Here is a 16,265-nt window from a genome sequence, read left to right on the forward strand (position 1 = left end):
TGCTCCGACCACATCACCGAAAAGATGCCGAGCTCCACCAGGTTCGGCTCGCGACCGAGTGCGTTGAGCACGCGGTCATATTCTTCGGGGGACAGGCCGTGCTCGGCGACGATGGCAGGCGTGATCTCGCTCATGCGCCGAGCCGTTAGCCCACTGCGCGCCATCGTCCAAAGAAAAAGGCGGGCAAAGAAAAAGGGCCGGCGGGATCGCTCCCACCGGCCCGTTCATACGCGATGACGTGTGGATCAGGCGTCGCAGGACTGGGCCGGCTTGCCCGGACGGGTGATGGTGACGGCCTTGGCGTCGGGCGTGCCCGCGACGGTGAAGCCGCCGCCGGTCAGCGGCTGGCCCGCGGCCGGCGCGGTCAGCGCGGTCGGCGCGCCTTCCTTGTCGGTGCGGATGTTGGCCGTCACATTGTCGTTGAACCAGTTGACGTAGACCAGGCTGTTGTCCTTGCAGCGATAGGTCTTGCTGGCCAGCATCGCCGGCGGCAGCTTCACGGGCGGCGCGGCGGCGACGGTGTTGGCGTCGGGATCGGAATCCCCGGCCGTGATCGTCTCCGGCTGCGAGTTGCAGGCGGCGAGAAGGAGGAGGGCGGCGAGCGGCGTGGCGCTGAGGATGCGGTGCTTCATGGCAAGGCGCATTCTTTCGCGTGCGCAGCACGTGTCAAGGACATTGTCCTATTTTGCGGCAAAGTGCTGCAACGCTTGGAACAAGCTCAGCTTGCTTGCCGCGCGGGGGCGGCTTCCCTATCGCCTGTCGTCATGATCACTCCCGCTTATGGCGTGCCGGCGCTGGTCGGCAACACGCCGCTCGTCCGCCTTGCCGGGCCCAGCAACGCGACCGGCTGCGAAATCTTGGCCAAGTGCGAGTTCATGAATCCCGGCGGATCGGTCAAGGATCGCGCGGCCTTGTGGATCATCGAGGATGCGGAGGCGCAGGGCCTGCTCGCGCCCGGCGGCACGATCGTGGAGGGGACGGCCGGCAATACCGGCATCGGCCTGGCGCTGATCGGCAACGCCAAGGGCTATCGCACCGTGATCGTGATTCCCGAAACGCAGAGCCAGGAGAAGAAGGACACGCTACGCGCGCTCGGCGCGGAGCTGGTGGAGGTGGCGCCCGCTTCCTATTCCAACCCCGCCCATTACGTGCACACGTCGCGCCGTATCGCGGAAGAAACGCCGGGCGCCTTCTGGTCCAACCAGTTCGACAACACCGCCAACCGTATGGCCCACATCCGCACCACCGCGCCGGAAATCTGGGCGCAGACGGGCGGGCGGGTGGATGCCTTCACCTGCGCGGCCGGCACCGGCGGCACGCTGGCGGGCGTCGGCCTGGGCCTGAAGGAGCGGAACGAGGCGGTGGTGATTGCGCTGACCGATCCGCACGGCGCGGCGCTGTACGACCATTATACGCGCGGCGAGCTGCGGGCGGAGGGCAGTTCGGTGGCGGAGGGCATCGGCCAGAGCCGCATCACCGCCAATCTGGAAAGCGCACCGGTCGACATGGCCTTCCGCATCTCGGACCATGAGGGGCTGGAGCAGATGTTCGCCCTCCTGCGGGACGAGGGGCTGTGTGTCGGCCTGTCGTCGGGCATCAACGTCGCCGGGGCGATGGCGCTGGCCCGGGCGATCGGCCCCGGCAAGACGATCGTGACGATGCTGTGCGACAGCGGGATGCGCTACCTGTCCACCGTGTTCAACCCGTCCTGGCTGGCAGGCAAGGGGCTGCCTGCCCCGGAATGGCTACGCCGCTGACCCGGCGGGGAGAGGTTCACAAGCGACGAACCGAGCCCTATTCTTCATGCATGGCGATCCCGACCTTGTGCCCCCGATCCGGCGGAGGAGCGACATGCAACGCGTCCGCGTCGGCCTGATCGGCCTCGCCTGGGTGTTCCTGCTGGTGGCGGTCGCAACCATCGTGCTGCGCGCGGCGGAGGGGCGGCACGGCGAGAATGTCGCCGCCCAGAACAGCGCCGCGCCCAACGATCCGCTGGCCGACCTGGGGGTCGCGCCCGGCAATCCCGTGCCGGACAATGCGGTGGTGGACCTGCCGCCGATCGATGACGCGGCATCCGCCAACGCCGCCGCGCCGCGCGCGAATCCGTGATCTCCTGATCCGAATCTCCTGACCGTTTTTGCGCGGACGCCCGTCCGCCGCGGGGACGTGCGCCCGTTCGGGGTGCTCCAGCCCGATCCATGCCGATCCATGGACGCGCCCATGTCGACCCATGCGTCCGACCCCCGTACAAACTATTCGACAGACTTATCCACAAAGTACAAAGCATGAATCGCGGCGGATTTCTCACGATTTCCCGTGGGGGTGTGGATGCCCCGCGCCGATCTAATTCACAGCTTTGCCCATGCAATCCCGTTGCGATCCATGCTGATCCATATTATGCCCCACATCGTCGATCGGCGGACGGGCATCGCGGGGATGCAAAGCGGGTCTGGTCCGACGGTTCGATAGCGGCTCCGGTCACCCCGGCCGGCGCCGTGCAGCGGGGTCCTTGGGCGTGGCGATCGTCGATTTCTTTCTCGGCAACGCGCTGAACGCGGTCGACGCGAAGGGACGGGTGTCCCTGCCGTCCAGCTATCGCTCCACCATCGAGAAGCGGCAGCAGCGCGAACGCCCTGCCGGCAGCGACATGCCCGTGGAAAAGGTCGTTACCTTCCTGGTCCACCCCGACCGTCCCTGCCTGCTGGGCTTCGACAACAGCGTCGCCAGCCTCATCATCGAAGGGCTGGAAAAGCGCCGCGCCGCCGCCGCTGCGGCCGAGAGCGACGACATCTTCGGCATGCACGAGGCCGATCTCGGCGCGTTCAGCGCCACCTGGACCGTCACCTATGATCCCGACGGGCGGATGGTCCTGCCCGGCTTCCTCCGCGACAAGGCGGGCATCACCGATCTGGCCTTCTTCCTCCCCGCCGGGCGCACCTTTGAAGTGTGGGCGCCCGCGCTCTTCGCCATGCAGCAGGATCCCCGCCTGGCTGCGGCGCAGGAGCAGCTCGCCTACCTGATCGGTGAGCGGCGCAAATGACCGAGCGGCACATCCCCGTCCTGCTGAAAGAGGTGATCGCCGGGCTCGCGCCCCAGGCTGGCGAGATCCATGTCGACGGCACGTTCGGCGCCGGCGGCTACACCCGTGCGCTGCTGGCGGCCGGGGCGACCGTGGTGGCGTTCGATCGCGATCCCGACGCGATCGCCGAAGGCCAGCCGCTGGTGGCCGAAAGCGACGGCCGGCTCCAGCTGGTGCCCGACGTCTATTCCCGGCTGGCGGAGGAATTGGCTGAACGCGGCATCGATGCGGTGGACGGCGTGACGCTGGACGTCGGCGTGTCGTCCATGCAGCTCGACCGCGCCGATCGCGGCTTCTCCTTCCAGGCGGACGGCCCGCTCGACATGCGGATGGGCCAGTCCGGCACCAGCGCCGCCGACTTCGTCAACACCGCCGAAGAAGCCGAGATTGCGGACGTGCTGTTCCACCTGGGTGAGGAGCGGCAGTCGCGCCGCGTCGCCCGCGCGATCGTCGCCGCCCGCCCGATCACCCGCACGGGCGAACTGGCGCAGGTCGTGCGCAAGGCGCTGGGCTATCGCGAGCATGACAAGAAGGATCCCGCCACCCGCACCTTCCAGGCGATTCGCATCCACGTGAATCGCGAACTGGGCGAGCTGGAGGACGGCCTGGCCGCGGCCGAACGCGTGCTGAAGCCCGGCGGCCGCCTGGCCATCGTCTCCTTCCACAGCCTGGAGGATCGCATCGTCAAGCGCTTCCTCAAGGACAGGTCGAGCGCGCCGGCCGGGTCGCGCCACCTGCCGGAAATCGCCCATGCGCCCGCCAGCTTCGACGCGGTCGCCAAGCCGGTCCGCGCCGGCGAGGGCGAGCTTGCCCGCAATCCCCGTTCCCGTTCCGCCACCCTGCGCGTCGCCCGGCGCACGGCGGCTTCCCCCTGGCATCCATCCAAGAAAGGTTTCGCATCATGATCGTCGCGTCTCGGCTGAGCGCGGTTTGGCAAGGGGCCTTCGTCGCCGCGGCGGCGCTCCTTTGCTACCTTGTCTCGCAGTCGGTGGCGACGGAACGCGCCAACGTGGCGCGGCTGGATGCAAAGATCGTGCGCGCCCGGTTCGACATCGCCAAGCTGTCGATCGAGCTGGATGCGCGCACCCGGATGGGCCAGCTGGAACGCTGGAACAACGAGGTGCTGGCCCTGTCCGCGCCCATCCCGCAGCAGTTCGTGGCCGACGGGGTCCAGCTTGCCAGCCTGGAAGGGCGCGGTGCCGGCCATCCCAACCTGCCGCTCAACCCGGCCGTGACCAGCCAGATGGCGCCTGACCATGTCGCCTATACTCCGGATTCGCCCGTCCGCGCGGCGGAGCCCGCGCCGGTGCGGGTGTCGCCGTCGGTCTCGGTCCCGGTGCCGGTGGTGCAGCGCGCCGTGGCGACGGTTGCCCCGCCGCCGCAGCCCTTGCTCCACCAGGCGGCCTATGTGCAGCCCGGCGAGGATCGCCTGGGTCCGCCCCAGCCCTTGCCGGCGGTGACCCGGCGGGGGGCGCGCGCCTCATCCTTGCTGCCCCATGACATCGGCGCGCTGGTGGCGGCCGAGAACAAGGCCGGCAAGGCGACCAGGAAAGCGGACGCAAAGGCGGGGCGGTGAACGCGCCGCTCTCCCGCTTCGACACGGGCGACCGCATCGCGTTCGCGCCTCCGCCGGCGTTGGAGGCTCAGCCGCAATTGGGCATCGTCCAGCAGCGGCTGATGGTGCTGATGCTGCTGTTCATGCTGGTGACCGGCGTGATCGCCGCGCGGCTGGTGCAGATCTGCCTGTTCGGCGGCGATGACGGCCGTCGCCATGTCGCCGCGCCCAGCTTCGACCTGCCCGACATGGTCGATCGCAACGGCGTGCGGCTGGCGACGGGCATCAACACCTGGGTGATCGCGGTCAATCCGCAGAAGATCAACGGCGATCGGGAGGCCATCGCCGAGAAGCTGGCGGCCCTGCTGCCGGAGCGCGATTATGCTTATTATCGCCGCATCCTCTTTTCCAAGCGCAAGTTCGTCTATCTCCGCCGCCCCGCCACGCCGGAGCTGGCGATGCAGGTCAATGCGATCGGCGATCCCGGCCTGATGCTGCTGCGCGAGCAGCGCCGGCTCTATCCGCAGGCGCAACTGGCCGGCCACGTCCTCGGCTATATCGACCGCGACGGCGTCGCCCAGGCGGGCATGGAAAAGGTGCTGCAGCAGCGCATCGCCAAGGGCGCGCATTTCGACGGCCCGGTGTCGCTTTCCATCGACAGCCGCGTGCAGGCCGCGCTGGAAAGCGAACTCAACGCGGCGATGGTGAAGTTTTCCGCGGTGGGCGCCAGCGGCGTGGTGCTGGACATCAAGACGGGCGAGCTGCTGGCGCTGACCTCGCTGCCGTCCTTCAACCCCAACGCGCCCGGCCGCGACGTGCTGAACGCCGCCAACAAGGCGACCTATTTCACCTACGAACTCGGCTCCACCTTCAAGATGCTGACCGTCGCCAACGCGATGGAGACCGGCGTGGTCAGGAACATGGCGCAGCGTTACGACGCCACCGGCGCGCTGCATGTGGGCGGCTTTTCGATCCACGACGATCACCCCAAAGGCCGCTGGCTGACGATTCCCGAGGTGCTGGTCTATTCGTCCAACATCGGCACCGCCCGCATGGCGGACGATATCGGCGTCGATCGCGCGGTGTCCTTCTTCAAGAAACTGGGTTTCGACCAGCCGACCGACATCGAATTGTTCGAGCGCGGCAAGCCGCAATTTCCCAGCTTCTGGGCGCGCACCACCCTGATGACCACCGCCTACGGCCACGGCATCGCGGTGACGCCGCTCCACCTGGCGCAGGCCTATGCCGCGCTGGCGAACGACGGCATCTGGCACCCCGTCACCCTGCTGAAGCACAAGCCCGGCGCGCCGCTGGAAAGCCGCCGGATCGTGTCGCAGGCGACCAGCTGGCGGGTGCGGCAGCTGATGCGGCTGGTGGTGTTGCAGGGCACGGGCGGCAATGCCGATGCACCGGGGCTGCGGGTCGGCGGCAAGACCGGCACCGCCGAAAAGCTGGAAGGGGGGCGTTATTCCAAGCGCGCCAACCTGACCGCCTTCTCGGCGGTGTTTCCGCTCGACCAGCCGCGCTATGTTGTCGTGACGATGCTCGACGATCCCAAGGCGACCAAGGAGACCTTCGGCTTCAAGACGGCCGGCTGGAACGTGGCGCCGGTGGAGAAGAAGGTGATTTCCCGCATCGGCCCGCTGCTCGGCATCCGGCCGGACATGACCAAGGATATCGACGTCTCCGATCTGATGCCCCTGATCATGGAGAAGAAGGTGCCCGGCAAAAATGAAATTGAGTGACCTGACCGGACCGCCGCCCGCCGACCTCGCGGACGATCCGCGCGTGACCGGCTTCGCCATCGACAGCCGCAAGGTCGCGCCCGGCACCATATTCGGCGCCTTTCGCGGCACCCAGGTGAACGGCGAGGATTATATCCCCGCCGCCATCGCCGCCGGGGCGGTCGCGATCGTCGCCCGGCCCGAAGCAGTGGTGGAGGGCGCGGTGCACATCGCCGAATCCGAACCCCGCCGCACCTTCGCGCGGCTCGCCGCCCGCTTCTTCGCGCCCTTCCCGGACATGGTGGTCGCCGTCACCGGCACCAACGGCAAGACCTCCACGGTGGAACTGACCCGCCAGCTGTGGCGGATGGGCGGGCATCATGCCGCATCCATCGGCACGCTGGGCGTTACCACTGCCGACGATCAGGTATCGACCGGTCTTACCACCCCCGACGTGGTCACCTTCCTGTCCAACGTGGCCGGGCTGCGGCGCGAGGGCGTCAGCCATGTCGCGTTCGAAGCGTCGAGCCACGGTTTGTCGCAATTCCGCACCGAAGGGCTGCCGGTGCAGGCCGCCGCCTTCACCAACCTCAGCCGCGACCATCTCGATTACCATGGCACGATGGAGGCCTATCTGGAGGCCAAGCTGCGCCTGTTCACCGAAGTGGTGGCGGACGGCGGCGCGGCCGTGGTGTGGATGGACGATCCCGCCAGCATGCGCGTGGCCGAACTGGCGCGCGAGCGGGACCTGGCCCTCATCACCGTCGGCACCGCGGGTGAGACGCTGCGGCTCGTCTCGCGTGAGCCGACCCAACTCGGCCAGACGCTGACGATCGCGCATGACGGGCAGACCTACACGGTCAAGCTGCCGCTGATCGGCGCCTATCAGGCCGCCAATGCGCTCACCGCCGCCGGGCTGGTCATGGCCGGTGGGGCCGGGGTCGGCGACGTGCTGGCCCGGCTCGCTCGGGTGCAGCCGGTGCGCGGCCGGCTGGAAAGGGCGGCGATCAGCCGCGCGGGCGCGCCCATCTATGTCGATTACGCCCATACGCCGGATGGGCTGGAGGCGGCGATCGACGCGCTGCGTCCGCACACGGCCGGGCGGCTGATCGTGCTGTTCGGCGCCGGCGGCGACCGCGACCGCGGCAAGCGCCCGCAGATGGGCGAGGTCGCGACCCGCCTTGCCGACCACGTCATCGTCACCGATGACAATCCCCGTTCCGAAGACGCGTCCACGATCCGGCGCGAGATCATGGCCGGCGCACCCGGCGCGATCGAGATCGGCGGCCGGCGCGAGGCGATCGCGGCAGCGATCGCGGCGGCGGGCGCCGACGACATCGTCCTGCTCGCCGGCAAGGGGCATGAACAGGGCCAGATCGTCGGCGACATGGTGCTGCCGTTCGACGACGTCCAGGTCGCGCGCGACTGTGCCGGCTGAGCCCATGACCCCGCTGTGGACCGCAGCCGAGGTCGCCGCCGCCACCGGCGGCCACGCGTCCGCCGACTTCGACCTGTCGGGCGTCGCCTTCGACTCGCGCGAGGTCGGGCCCAGCGACCTGTTCGTGGCCCTGAAGGGGGAGGCGACCGACGGCCACCGGTTCGTGCCGCAGGCACTGGCGCAGGGCGCGGGCGGGCTGCTCGTCTCCCAGCCGGTCGATGGCCCCCACATCCTGGTCGCGGACACGGCGCAGGCGCTGGACGCACTCGCCACCGCCGCCCGCGCGCGGGCGGCGGGCAAGGTGATCGGCGTCACCGGTTCGGTCGGCAAGACCAGCGTCAAGGAGGCGCTGTTCGCCGCGTTGGACCGCACCGCGCCGGGCCGCGCGCATCGCAGCCTGAAGAGTTACAACAACCATGTCGGCGTGCCGCTCAGCTTGGCGCGGATGCCGCGTGACACCCGCTTCGGCGTGTTCGAAATGGGGATGAACCATGCCGGCGAACTGGCCGGCCTTACTCAACTGGTCCGCCCGGACGTGGCTTTGGTCACCACCGTCGCGCTGGCGCACGGGGCGTTCTTCGCCGATGAAGCGGCCATCGCCGACGCCAAGGGTGAGATCTTTCAGGGCCTCGCTCCGGGCGGCACCGCGATCATTCCGTTCGACAGTCCGCATCGCGACCGCCTGATCGCGGCGGCGCGCCCTCATGCCGGCGCGATCGTGACTTTCGGCCATGGCGACGGCGCGGATGTTCGCGCGCGCGACGGCGTGAAGACCTCGCGCGGCACCTTCGTCCAGGCGCGGATGCGCGATGCGGAGGTCAGCTTCACCGTCGCCATGCCCGGCGATCATTGGGTGGTGAATGCGCTTGCGGTGATGGCGGCGGTCGAGGCGGCGGGCGGCGATCTCGCCGCCGCCGGGCTGGCGCTGGCCGACATGGCGGGGCTGGCCGGGCGCGGCCGGCGGCATATTCTCTCCCCCGGCGGTGGCCAGGCGCTGCTGATCGACGAAAGCTACAATGCCAATCCCGCCTCCATGCGCGCCACGCTGGCGATGCTGGGGGCGGAGCGGGGCCGGCGCGTCATCATTCTCGGCAGCATGCGGGAGCTGGGGCCGGACGAGGCGCGCCACCATGCGGAACTGGCCGGGCCGATCGGGGAAGCCGGCGTGGCGGTGGCACTGCTCGTCGGTACGGAGATGAAACCTTTGGCGGACGCGCTTGAGGGCCGGGTCGAACTGGTCCATGTGCCCGACGCCGCCGCCGCGGCGGCCCAGGCGTTGCGCCTGGTCGCGCCGGGCGACGCGCTACTCGTCAAGGGATCAAACTCGGTTGGACTGGCCGGCGTGGTCGACGCGCTGGTCAGGGGGCACGTATAATGTTGTACCTGATCGCGGAGCAGCTCGGCTTTCCGCATATCCTGAATCTCGTCCGCTACCTCACCTTCCGCGCGGGCGCGGCGGCGTTGACGGCCCTGTTCATCGGCCTGCTGATCGGCCCGCGCTTCATCGGCTGGCTGCGCGTGCGCCAAGGCAAGGGGCAGCCGATCCGCTCGGACGGGCCGCAGACCCACCTCGCCAAGGTCGGTACGCCGACCATGGGCGGGCTGATGATCCTGGCGGCGGTGTCCGCCTCCGTGCTGCTGTGGATGGAATTCGACAATCGCTATGTCTGGGCGTGCCTGCTGGTGCTGCTCGGCTTCGGGACGATCGGCTTCCTCGACGATTATGACAAGGTGACCAAGCGCAGCCATGCCGGCATTCCCGGCCGGGTGCGGCTGCTGCTGGAATTCGTCATCGCCGGCATCGCCGCCTGGATCATCACCAGCGGCAACAGCACCATCCTGTACCTGCCCTTCTACAGCGGGCCGGTGATCGACCTGGGTCCGCTCTACATCTTCTTCGCGGCATTCATCATCGTCGGCTTCGGCAATGCGGTAAATTTGACCGACGGTCTGGACGGTCTCGCCACCATGCCGGTGGTGATCGCCAGCCTGGCGTTCTTCGTCATCGCCTACCTGGTCGGCAATGCGCGCTTCGCCGCCTATCTCGGCATCCCGCACGTGCTGGGCGCGGGCGACCTCACCATTGTCACCGCCGCGATCATCGGCGGGGGCCTCGCCTTCCTGTGGTTCAACGCGCCGCCGGCGGCCGTCTTCATGGGCGACACGGGCAGCCTCGCCTTGGGCGGGGCGCTGGGCGCGATCGCGGTCACGGCGCATCACGAAATCGTGCTGCTGATCGTCGGCGGTCTGTTCGTGCTGGAAACGGTCAGCGTGATCCTGCAGGTGTTCTTCTACAAGCGCACCGGCAAGCGCATCTTCCGCATGGCCCCGATCCACCACCATTTCGAGCAGATGGGGTGGAGCGAGCCCACCGTGGTAATCCGCTTCTGGATCATTTCCTTCGTGCTGGCCCTGGCCGGCCTTGCCACGTTGAAGCTGCGATGATCACGAGCCCCATCTTCTCCGGCCGCCGCTACGCCGTCCTCGGCCTCGCCCGCAGCGGTCTCGCCACGGTGGAGGCGCTGCTGGCGAGCGGCGCCGCCGTCACCGCCTGGGACGGGCGGGAGGAGGCGCGCGCCAAGCTCGCCTTGCGCCCCGGCCTTGCCCTGGCGGACCCGCTGGAGGTCGATCTGGCGGAGTTTGACGGCGTAGTCGTCTCACCCGGCGTCCCCCTCAACACCCATCCGATCGCCGCCAAGGCGCGCGACGCGGGCGTGCCGGTGATCGGCGACATCGAACTGTTCGCTTTGGCCCGGGCCGACCTGCCGCCGCACAAGGTGGTCGGCATCACCGGCACCAACGGCAAGTCGACCACCATCGCGCTGATCCACCACATCCTCCAGACGGCGGGCGTGCCCAGCCTGATGGGCGGCAATATCGGCCTGCCCATCCTCGGCCGCGATCCGCTGGCCGCTGGCGGTGTCTACGTGCTGGAATTGTCGAGCTACCAGATCGACCTGACTCACAGCCTGGATTGCGACGTGGCGGTGCTGACCAACATCACGCCCGACCATCTCGACCGCTACGACGGGTTCGAGGGCTACGCCGCGTCCAAGGAGCGCCTGTTCACAACATCCACCGGCACCAAGGTGATCGCGGTGGAGGACGACCGCACCCGCGCCGTCGCCGCCCGGCTGGCGCGCGCGGTTGAGGTACGCTCGACCGACATCGCCGACCAGTCCCGCTGGCCGGCCTTGCAGGGGCCGCACAATGCCCAGAATGCGGCGGTCGCCATCTCCGCCGCCCGCGCGCTCGGCCTGTCCGATGACGCGATCGAGCAGGGCCTGCGCACCTATCCCGGCCTGCCCCACCGCATGGAGCGCGTGGCCGAGCGGGACGGCGTGCTGTTCGTCAACGACAGCAAGGCGACCAACGCTACCGCCACCGCTCCGGCCCTCGCCGCCTATCCGAAGATCCACTGGATTCTGGGCGGCCTGCCCAAGACCGACGACCTCGACGATTGCGCGCCGCATTTCGACCATGTCGTGGCCGGCTACACGATCGGGCAGGCGGGCCCGCTGTTCGCCCGCATCCTCCGCGACGCGGGCAAGCCCGTGACCGAAAGCGGCACGCTGGCCGAAGCCGTGGCGCAGGCCGCCGCCGCCGCGCGGCCGGGGGAGGTGGTGATGCTGTCGCCCGCCTGCGCCAGCTTCGACCAGTTCAGCGATTACGAGGCGCGGGGACAGGCGTTCCGCGCGGCGGTGGAGGCGCTCTGATGGCGACGACGGCACGTCTCGGCCAGGCCGAACTGCGCCGCCGGGCGCTGGCGCGGCGGCGGGGCGAACGCTTCGGCCGGGGCGACATGAGCGCGGTCGGCCGCTGGTTCTGGGAAACCGACCGCGTGCTGCTGCTGCTGGTCACCCTGCTGATCGGCATCGGCCTGATCGCGGTGGCGGCGGCGGCGCCAGCGGCGGCGGTGCGCTATTCCGACACGCACTACACCATGCCGTCGCATTATTATTTCTGGCGGCAGCTGGTCTGGACCAGCCTGGCGGTGCCGGTGATGATCGCCGTGTCGATGCTGCCGAAGCTGATGGCGCGTCGGCTGGCGCTGGCCGGCGCCGCGCTGTTCACGCTGATGCTGATGCTGGTGCCGGTGATGGGCGGCGCGGAAAAGAACGGCGCGCAACGCTGGATCTTCCTGGGCCCGGTTCAGGTGCAGCCGTCCGAATTCCTGAAGCCCCTGTTCGTGGTCGCGGTCGCGTGGCTGCTGTCGCTGAAGGCCAAGGACGACAAATTGCCGGTGGTGCCCCTCAGCTTCGGCTTGCTCGCGCTGATCGCCGCATTCCTGATGAAGCAGCCGGACTTCGGCCAGACCGTGATCTTCGTGTCGGTGTGGCTGACCCTGGTCACCCTGTCGGGCGTGGCGATCAAGTGGCTGGCGGCGCTGGGTGGCGCGGGGCTCGCCGCCATCGCCGGCGCCTATCTGTGGTATCCGGTCGCGACGATGCGGATCAACGCCTTCCTCAAGATCGGCGACGCGTCCAGGCAGGTCGACGATTACCAGATGGTGTCGGCCTACAACACGATCACCAATGGCGGCCTGATCGGCACCGGTCCGGGTGCGGGCACGATGAAGTTCAAGCTGCCCGAACCGCACACCGACTATATCTTCTCCGTGATTGGGGAGGAGTTCGGGCTGGTCGCCTGCCTCGCCATCGCCGCGATCTACCTCGCTATCGTCGTGCGCGTGTTCATGAAGCTGCTGCGCGAGGAGGATGAATTCATGATGCTGGCCTCCGCCGGGCTTGCCGCGCAATTCGGGTTCCAGGCGCTGATCAACATGCTGGTCAACGTCCATCTGGCGCCGTCCAAGGGCATGACCCTGCCGTTCATCTCCTATGGCGGATCGTCGATGATCGCGCTGTCGATCGGCTTCGGGTTGCTGCTGGCCTTCACCCGCGCCAACCCGTTTCTGAAGCGTTCGCCTTACACCGTGACCTGGGGACAGAAGTGACTGTGCGTCGCCACTTTATCATGGCTGCCGGGGGCACCGGCGGCCACATGATGCCGGCCCATGCGCTGGCGGAGGAGCTTGTCCGGCGCGGCCATCGCGTGGCGCTGGTCACCGACGAACGCGGCAAGCGCATTCCCGGCCTGTTCGACGGGGTCGAGGTGCATGTCATGCCCGCCGGCCGGGTTCAGGGCGGGCCGCTCGGCTGGCTCAAGGCGTGGCGCGGCATCCGTGCCGGGCGTGCCATGGCGCGGCGGCTGTATCGTGAGTTTCGGCCGACCGCCGTGGTCGGCTTTGGCGGATACCCCGCACTCCCCGCATTGCTCGCCGCTCTGGACGCGGGCGTCGCCACCGCCGTCCACGAACAGAATGCCGTGCTCGGCCGGGTCAACCGCCTGCTCGCCCGCCGGGTGGATGCGATCGCCACCGCTTACCCGGTGGTGGAGCGGCTGAACCGCAAGTTCGCGCGCAAGGTGCATCTGGTCGGCAACCCAGTGCGTGAGGAGGTGAAGGCGATCGGCCGCGCGCGCTTCCCCGATCTGGCGCCGCGCGGGCCGCTCCACCTGCTCGTCACCGGCGGCAGCCAGGGCGCGACCATCCTTTCCACCGTCGTGCCGGAAGGGCTCGGCCTGCTCGCGCCGGAGTTGCGCGCCCGCCTGCGCGTGGTGCAGCAATGTCGGCCGGAGGATCTGGACGCGGTGCGCGCCACCTATGACCGCCTCCGCATCGACGCCACGCTGGCCGCCTATCTGGAAGACCTGCCCAAAGTGCTTGCCGAATCGCATCTCGTCATCGCCCGCGCGGGCGCGTCCACCATTTCCGAGCTGACCATCGCCGGCCGCCCCGCCATCCTGGTGCCGCTGCCGAGCGCGATGGACGATCACCAGACCGCCAATGCCCGCGAAATGGCGGAGCAGGGCGGCGCGCGCGCGATTCCGCAGGCGGAGTTCACGCCCGAACGCCTCGCCACCGAGGTGACCGGCTTCGCCGGCGACATGGACGGCCTGATCGCCGCCGCGGCGTTCGCCAAGGCGTGCGGCCGCCCCCGCGCGACCGAGGATCTGGCTGATCTGGTCGAGGGCTTCGGACGTCCGCCGGTCATGGACGGGATCGGCGACGACCGCCGCACCGGCCGCACCGCGCCCACGCTCGCCACCGGGGGCGCGGCATGAAGGGCGTCGCCACCGACATCGGCACGATCCACTTCATCGGGATCGGCGGCATCGGCATGTCCGGCATTGCCGAGGTTATGCACAATCTCGGTTACTCGGTGCAGGGCTCCGACGTGGCCGAGGGCTATGTGATCGAGGGTCTGCGCAAGCGCGGCATCAAGGTCATGATCGGCCACGACGCCGCCAATCTGGGCGACGCCGCCGTGGTGGTCACGTCCACCGCGATCAAGCGCGGCAATCCGGAGGTCGAGCTGGCGCTGGAAACGCGCGTACCGGTGGTCCGCCGGGCGGAGATGCTGGCCGAACTGATGCGCCTCAAGTCCACCGTCGCGGTGGCGGGCACGCATGGCAAGACCACCACCACCTCCATGGTCGCCGCCCTGCTCGACGCGGGCGGGGTCGATCCCACCGTCATCAACGGCGGCATCATCAACAGCTACGGCTCCAACGCCCGGCTCGGCGCGTCCGACTGGATGGTGGTGGAGGCGGACGAGAGCGACGGCTCCTTCCTCCGTCTCGACGGCACGATCGCGGTGGTGACCAACATCGATCCCGAACATCTCGACCATTATGGCTCGTTCGATGCGGTCAAGGAGGCGTTCGTCGAGTTCGTCGAGAACGTGCCCTTTTACGGCGCGGCCCTGATGTGCCTCGATCATCCGGAGGTGCAGGCCATCCTGCCGCAGGTGCGCGACCGCCGCGTGGTGACCTACGGCTTTTCGGCGCAGGCCGACGTGCGCGGCGTCAACGTCACGCCCGTGCCCGGCGGCAACCGGTTTGAGGCGATCATCCGCCATCGCGACGGCACCAGCCGCTCGATCGAGGGGATCGAACTGCCCATGCCCGGCCGCCACAATGTCCAGAACGCCCTCGCCGCGATCGGCGTGGCGCTGGAGCTGGGCGTGGCGGACGACGTCATCCGCACCGGCTTCGGCAAGTTCGGGGGCGTCAAGCGCCGCTTCACCAAGGTGGGCGAGGTGCCGATGGACGGCGGCGTCGCCACGATCATCGACGATTACGGCCACCACCCGGTCGAGATCCGCGCTGTATTGTCCGCCGCGACCGAAGGCGCGCGCGGCCGCGTGATCGCGGTTGTCCAGCCGCACCGCTTCACCCGCCTGCGCGACCTGATGGCGGAGTTCCAGTCCGCCTTCAACGAAGCCGACATGGTCTATGTCGCGCCGGTCTATGCCGCGGGCGAGCAGCCGATCGAAGGCGTCGATGCCGCCGCTTTGGTGTCCGGCCTGAAGCAGCGCGGCCACCGCGCCGCCCAGACGGTGGACGGCCCGGATGCGCTCGCGGCCGATCTGGCGCAGCTGGTTCAGCCGGGCGACATGGTCATCTGCCTCGGCGCGGGCGACATCACCAAGTGGGCGGCCGGCCTGTCCGACGCCATCGTCGCGGCCCGCCGGGGATGACCGACGCCGCCGCTCTGCCGCGCGTGGCCGGCCGCCTGACCGCGCAGGCGCCGCTGGCGCCGCTCGTCTGGTTCAAGGCGGGCGGTGCGGCCGAGTGGCTGTTCGAGCCCAGGGATGCGGATGATCTCGCCGCCTTCCTAACCGATCTCGATCCCGCGACACCGGTGATGGGGCTCGGCCTCGGCTCCAACCTGATCGTCCGCGACGGCGGCGTGCCGGGCGTGGTGGTGCGGCTCGGCAAGGCGTTCGCGCAGGTCGGGCGGCTGGATGCGACCACGCTCCGCTGCGGCGGCGGCGCCAGCGGTATCCTCGTCTCCTCCACCGCGCGCGATGCCGGCATCGCCGGGGTCGAGTTCCTGCGCTCCATTCCCGGCACGGTCGGCGGCTTCGTCCGCATGAACGGCGGGGCTTATGGGCGCGAGGTCCGGGACGTGCTGGTCGCCTGCGACGTGATCCTGCGCTCGGGCGAACGGCGCACGCTGGCGCTGGCCGACCTCGGCTACACCTATCGCCACAGCGAGCTTCCCGTCGGCGCGATCGTCGTCTCCGCCACCTTCCGGGGCGTTGCCGGCGATCCCGTCGCGATCCAGAGCGAGATGGATCGCATCGCCGCCGAGCGGGAGGCGTCCCAGCCCCTCCGCTCCAAGACCGGTGGCTCCACCTTCAAGAATCCCCCCGGCCACAAGGCCTGGCAGCTGGTGGACCGCGCCGGCTGTCGCGGCCTGCGCAACGGTGACGCGCAAGTGTCGGAAAAACACACCAACTTCCTGCTCAATCTCGGCGCCGCCAGCTCGGCCGAGATCGAGGAACTGGGCGAGGAGGTCCGCCGCCGCGTCAAGGCCGACAGCGGCGTCGACCTCCAATGGGAAATCCAGCGGGTGGGTGTGCCCGCATGACCACTATCCCGTCACCCCTGCGCAGGCAG

Annotated in this window: 16 protein-coding genes; 14 read left to right on the top strand and 2 right to left on the bottom strand. The window is 69.2% G+C overall.

Annotated features, from left to right (window positions below; all coding sequences use genetic code 11):
- On the bottom strand, positions 1 to 134 hold a 134-nt coding region (locus tag Q0D93_RS00005), incomplete at its 3' end, for a hypothetical protein (protein WP_294390631.1).
- 111 nt (positions 135 to 245) lie between these two features.
- Positions 246 to 632 carry a hypothetical protein gene (locus tag Q0D93_RS00010; RefSeq protein ID WP_294389520.1) on the bottom strand — a complete coding sequence of 129 codons (387 nt, stop codon included), beginning with the start codon at positions 630 to 632 and terminating at the stop codon, positions 246 to 248.
- A 132-nt stretch (positions 633 to 764) separates the two neighbouring features.
- Between Q0D93_RS00010 and Q0D93_RS00015 the strand changes: the two genes are divergently transcribed.
- From Q0D93_RS00015 to murB, 14 genes are all read left to right on the top strand, one after another.
- Positions 765 to 1,757 (top strand): cysteine synthase A, encoded by a 993-nt coding sequence (locus tag Q0D93_RS00015; protein ID WP_294389525.1) that lies wholly within the window; start codon positions 765 to 767, stop codon positions 1,755 to 1,757.
- Between the two features lie 94 nt (positions 1,758 to 1,851).
- Positions 1,852 to 2,109 (top strand): hypothetical protein, encoded by a 258-nt coding sequence (locus Q0D93_RS00020; protein ID WP_294389527.1) that lies wholly within the window; start codon positions 1,852 to 1,854, stop codon positions 2,107 to 2,109.
- A 406-nt stretch (positions 2,110 to 2,515) separates the two neighbouring features.
- Complete coding sequence (locus Q0D93_RS00025) at positions 2,516 to 3,040, top strand: hypothetical protein (protein WP_294389529.1); 525 nt, start codon at positions 2,516 to 2,518, stop codon at positions 3,038 to 3,040.
- Entirely contained in the window at positions 3,037 to 3,984 is a 948-nt protein-coding gene (gene rsmH / locus Q0D93_RS00030) for a 16S rRNA (cytosine(1402)-N(4))-methyltransferase RsmH (protein ID WP_294389532.1), read from the top strand. Before Q0D93_RS00025 ends, rsmH begins: the two co-directional genes overlap by 4 nt.
- Positions 3,981 to 4,655: a hypothetical protein gene (locus tag Q0D93_RS00035; protein ID WP_294389534.1), complete on the top strand. Its 675-nt coding sequence runs from the start codon at positions 3,981 to 3,983 to the stop codon at positions 4,653 to 4,655. Before rsmH ends, Q0D93_RS00035 begins: the two co-directional genes overlap by 4 nt.
- Complete coding sequence (locus Q0D93_RS00040) at positions 4,652 to 6,379, top strand: penicillin-binding protein 2 (RefSeq protein WP_294389537.1); 1,728 nt, start codon at positions 4,652 to 4,654, stop codon at positions 6,377 to 6,379. The genes Q0D93_RS00035 and Q0D93_RS00040 overlap by 4 nt, the downstream gene beginning before the upstream one ends.
- Positions 6,366 to 7,796: a UDP-N-acetylmuramoyl-L-alanyl-D-glutamate--2,6-diaminopimelate ligase gene (locus Q0D93_RS00045; RefSeq protein ID WP_294389539.1), complete on the top strand. Its 1,431-nt coding sequence runs from the start codon at positions 6,366 to 6,368 to the stop codon at positions 7,794 to 7,796. Before Q0D93_RS00040 ends, Q0D93_RS00045 begins: the two co-directional genes overlap by 14 nt.
- A 4-nt stretch (positions 7,797 to 7,800) precedes the next feature.
- Positions 7,801 to 9,171: a UDP-N-acetylmuramoyl-tripeptide--D-alanyl-D-alanine ligase gene (murF, locus tag Q0D93_RS00050; protein WP_294389542.1), complete on the top strand. Its 1,371-nt coding sequence runs from the start codon at positions 7,801 to 7,803 to the stop codon at positions 9,169 to 9,171.
- A complete protein-coding gene (gene mraY / locus Q0D93_RS00055) occupies positions 9,171 to 10,241 on the top strand; it encodes a phospho-N-acetylmuramoyl-pentapeptide-transferase (protein WP_294389544.1) in 1,071 nt (356 codons plus the stop codon). The genes murF and mraY overlap by 1 nt, the downstream gene beginning before the upstream one ends.
- Positions 10,238 to 11,512: a UDP-N-acetylmuramoyl-L-alanine--D-glutamate ligase gene (gene murD, locus Q0D93_RS00060; RefSeq protein WP_294389546.1), complete on the top strand. Its 1,275-nt coding sequence runs from the start codon at positions 10,238 to 10,240 to the stop codon at positions 11,510 to 11,512. The genes mraY and murD overlap by 4 nt, the downstream gene beginning before the upstream one ends.
- Positions 11,513 to 11,598: 86 nt before the next feature.
- The gene (locus Q0D93_RS00065; protein ID WP_294390633.1) at positions 11,599 to 12,753 is read left to right on the top strand and encodes a putative peptidoglycan glycosyltransferase FtsW; all 1,155 of its coding nucleotides are present in this window, start codon (positions 11,599 to 11,601) and stop codon (positions 12,751 to 12,753) included.
- Positions 12,750 to 13,922, top strand: a complete 1,173-nt coding sequence (gene murG / locus Q0D93_RS00070) for an undecaprenyldiphospho-muramoylpentapeptide beta-N-acetylglucosaminyltransferase (protein ID WP_294389549.1) — start codon at positions 12,750 to 12,752, stop codon at positions 13,920 to 13,922. Before Q0D93_RS00065 ends, murG begins: the two co-directional genes overlap by 4 nt.
- Positions 13,919 to 15,340 (top strand): UDP-N-acetylmuramate--L-alanine ligase, encoded by a 1,422-nt coding sequence (murC, locus tag Q0D93_RS00075; RefSeq protein ID WP_294389551.1) that lies wholly within the window; start codon positions 13,919 to 13,921, stop codon positions 15,338 to 15,340. The genes murG and murC overlap by 4 nt, the downstream gene beginning before the upstream one ends.
- On the top strand, positions 15,337 to 16,236 hold the full coding sequence (murB, locus tag Q0D93_RS00080) for a UDP-N-acetylmuramate dehydrogenase (protein WP_294389554.1): 900 nt from the start codon (positions 15,337 to 15,339) through the stop codon (positions 16,234 to 16,236). Before murC ends, murB begins: the two co-directional genes overlap by 4 nt.
- Positions 16,237 to 16,265 lie beyond the last annotated feature (29 nt).

The sequence above is a fragment of the uncultured Sphingomonas sp. genome, from assembly GCF_934560975.1.
Taxonomy (GTDB): domain Bacteria; phylum Pseudomonadota; class Alphaproteobacteria; order Sphingomonadales; family Sphingomonadaceae; genus Sphingomonas_I.

Coding starts and splice junctions, on each gene's coding strand:
- murC (WP_294389551.1), top strand. CDS start 13,919: ATGAAGGGCGTCGCCACCGACATCGGCACGATCCACTTCATCGGGATC.
- Q0D93_RS00020 (WP_294389527.1), top strand. CDS start 1,852: ATGCAACGCGTCCGCGTCGGCCTGATCGGCCTCGCCTGGGTGTTCCTG.
- mraY (WP_294389544.1), top strand. CDS start 9,171: ATGTTGTACCTGATCGCGGAGCAGCTCGGCTTTCCGCATATCCTGAAT.
- murB (WP_294389554.1), top strand. CDS start 15,337: ATGACCGACGCCGCCGCTCTGCCGCGCGTGGCCGGCCGCCTGACCGCG.
- Q0D93_RS00010 (WP_294389520.1), bottom strand. CDS start 632: ATGAAGCACCGCATCCTCAGCGCCACGCCGCTCGCCGCCCTCCTCCTT.
- Q0D93_RS00035 (WP_294389534.1), top strand. CDS start 3,981: ATGATCGTCGCGTCTCGGCTGAGCGCGGTTTGGCAAGGGGCCTTCGTC.
- Q0D93_RS00065 (WP_294390633.1), top strand. CDS start 11,599: ATGAGCGCGGTCGGCCGCTGGTTCTGGGAAACCGACCGCGTGCTGCTG.
- murD (WP_294389546.1), top strand. CDS start 10,238: ATGATCACGAGCCCCATCTTCTCCGGCCGCCGCTACGCCGTCCTCGGC.
- Q0D93_RS00015 (WP_294389525.1), top strand. CDS start 765: ATGATCACTCCCGCTTATGGCGTGCCGGCGCTGGTCGGCAACACGCCG.
- Q0D93_RS00045 (WP_294389539.1), top strand. CDS start 6,366: ATGAAATTGAGTGACCTGACCGGACCGCCGCCCGCCGACCTCGCGGAC.
- murF (WP_294389542.1), top strand. CDS start 7,801: ATGACCCCGCTGTGGACCGCAGCCGAGGTCGCCGCCGCCACCGGCGGC.
- rsmH (WP_294389532.1), top strand. CDS start 3,037: ATGACCGAGCGGCACATCCCCGTCCTGCTGAAAGAGGTGATCGCCGGG.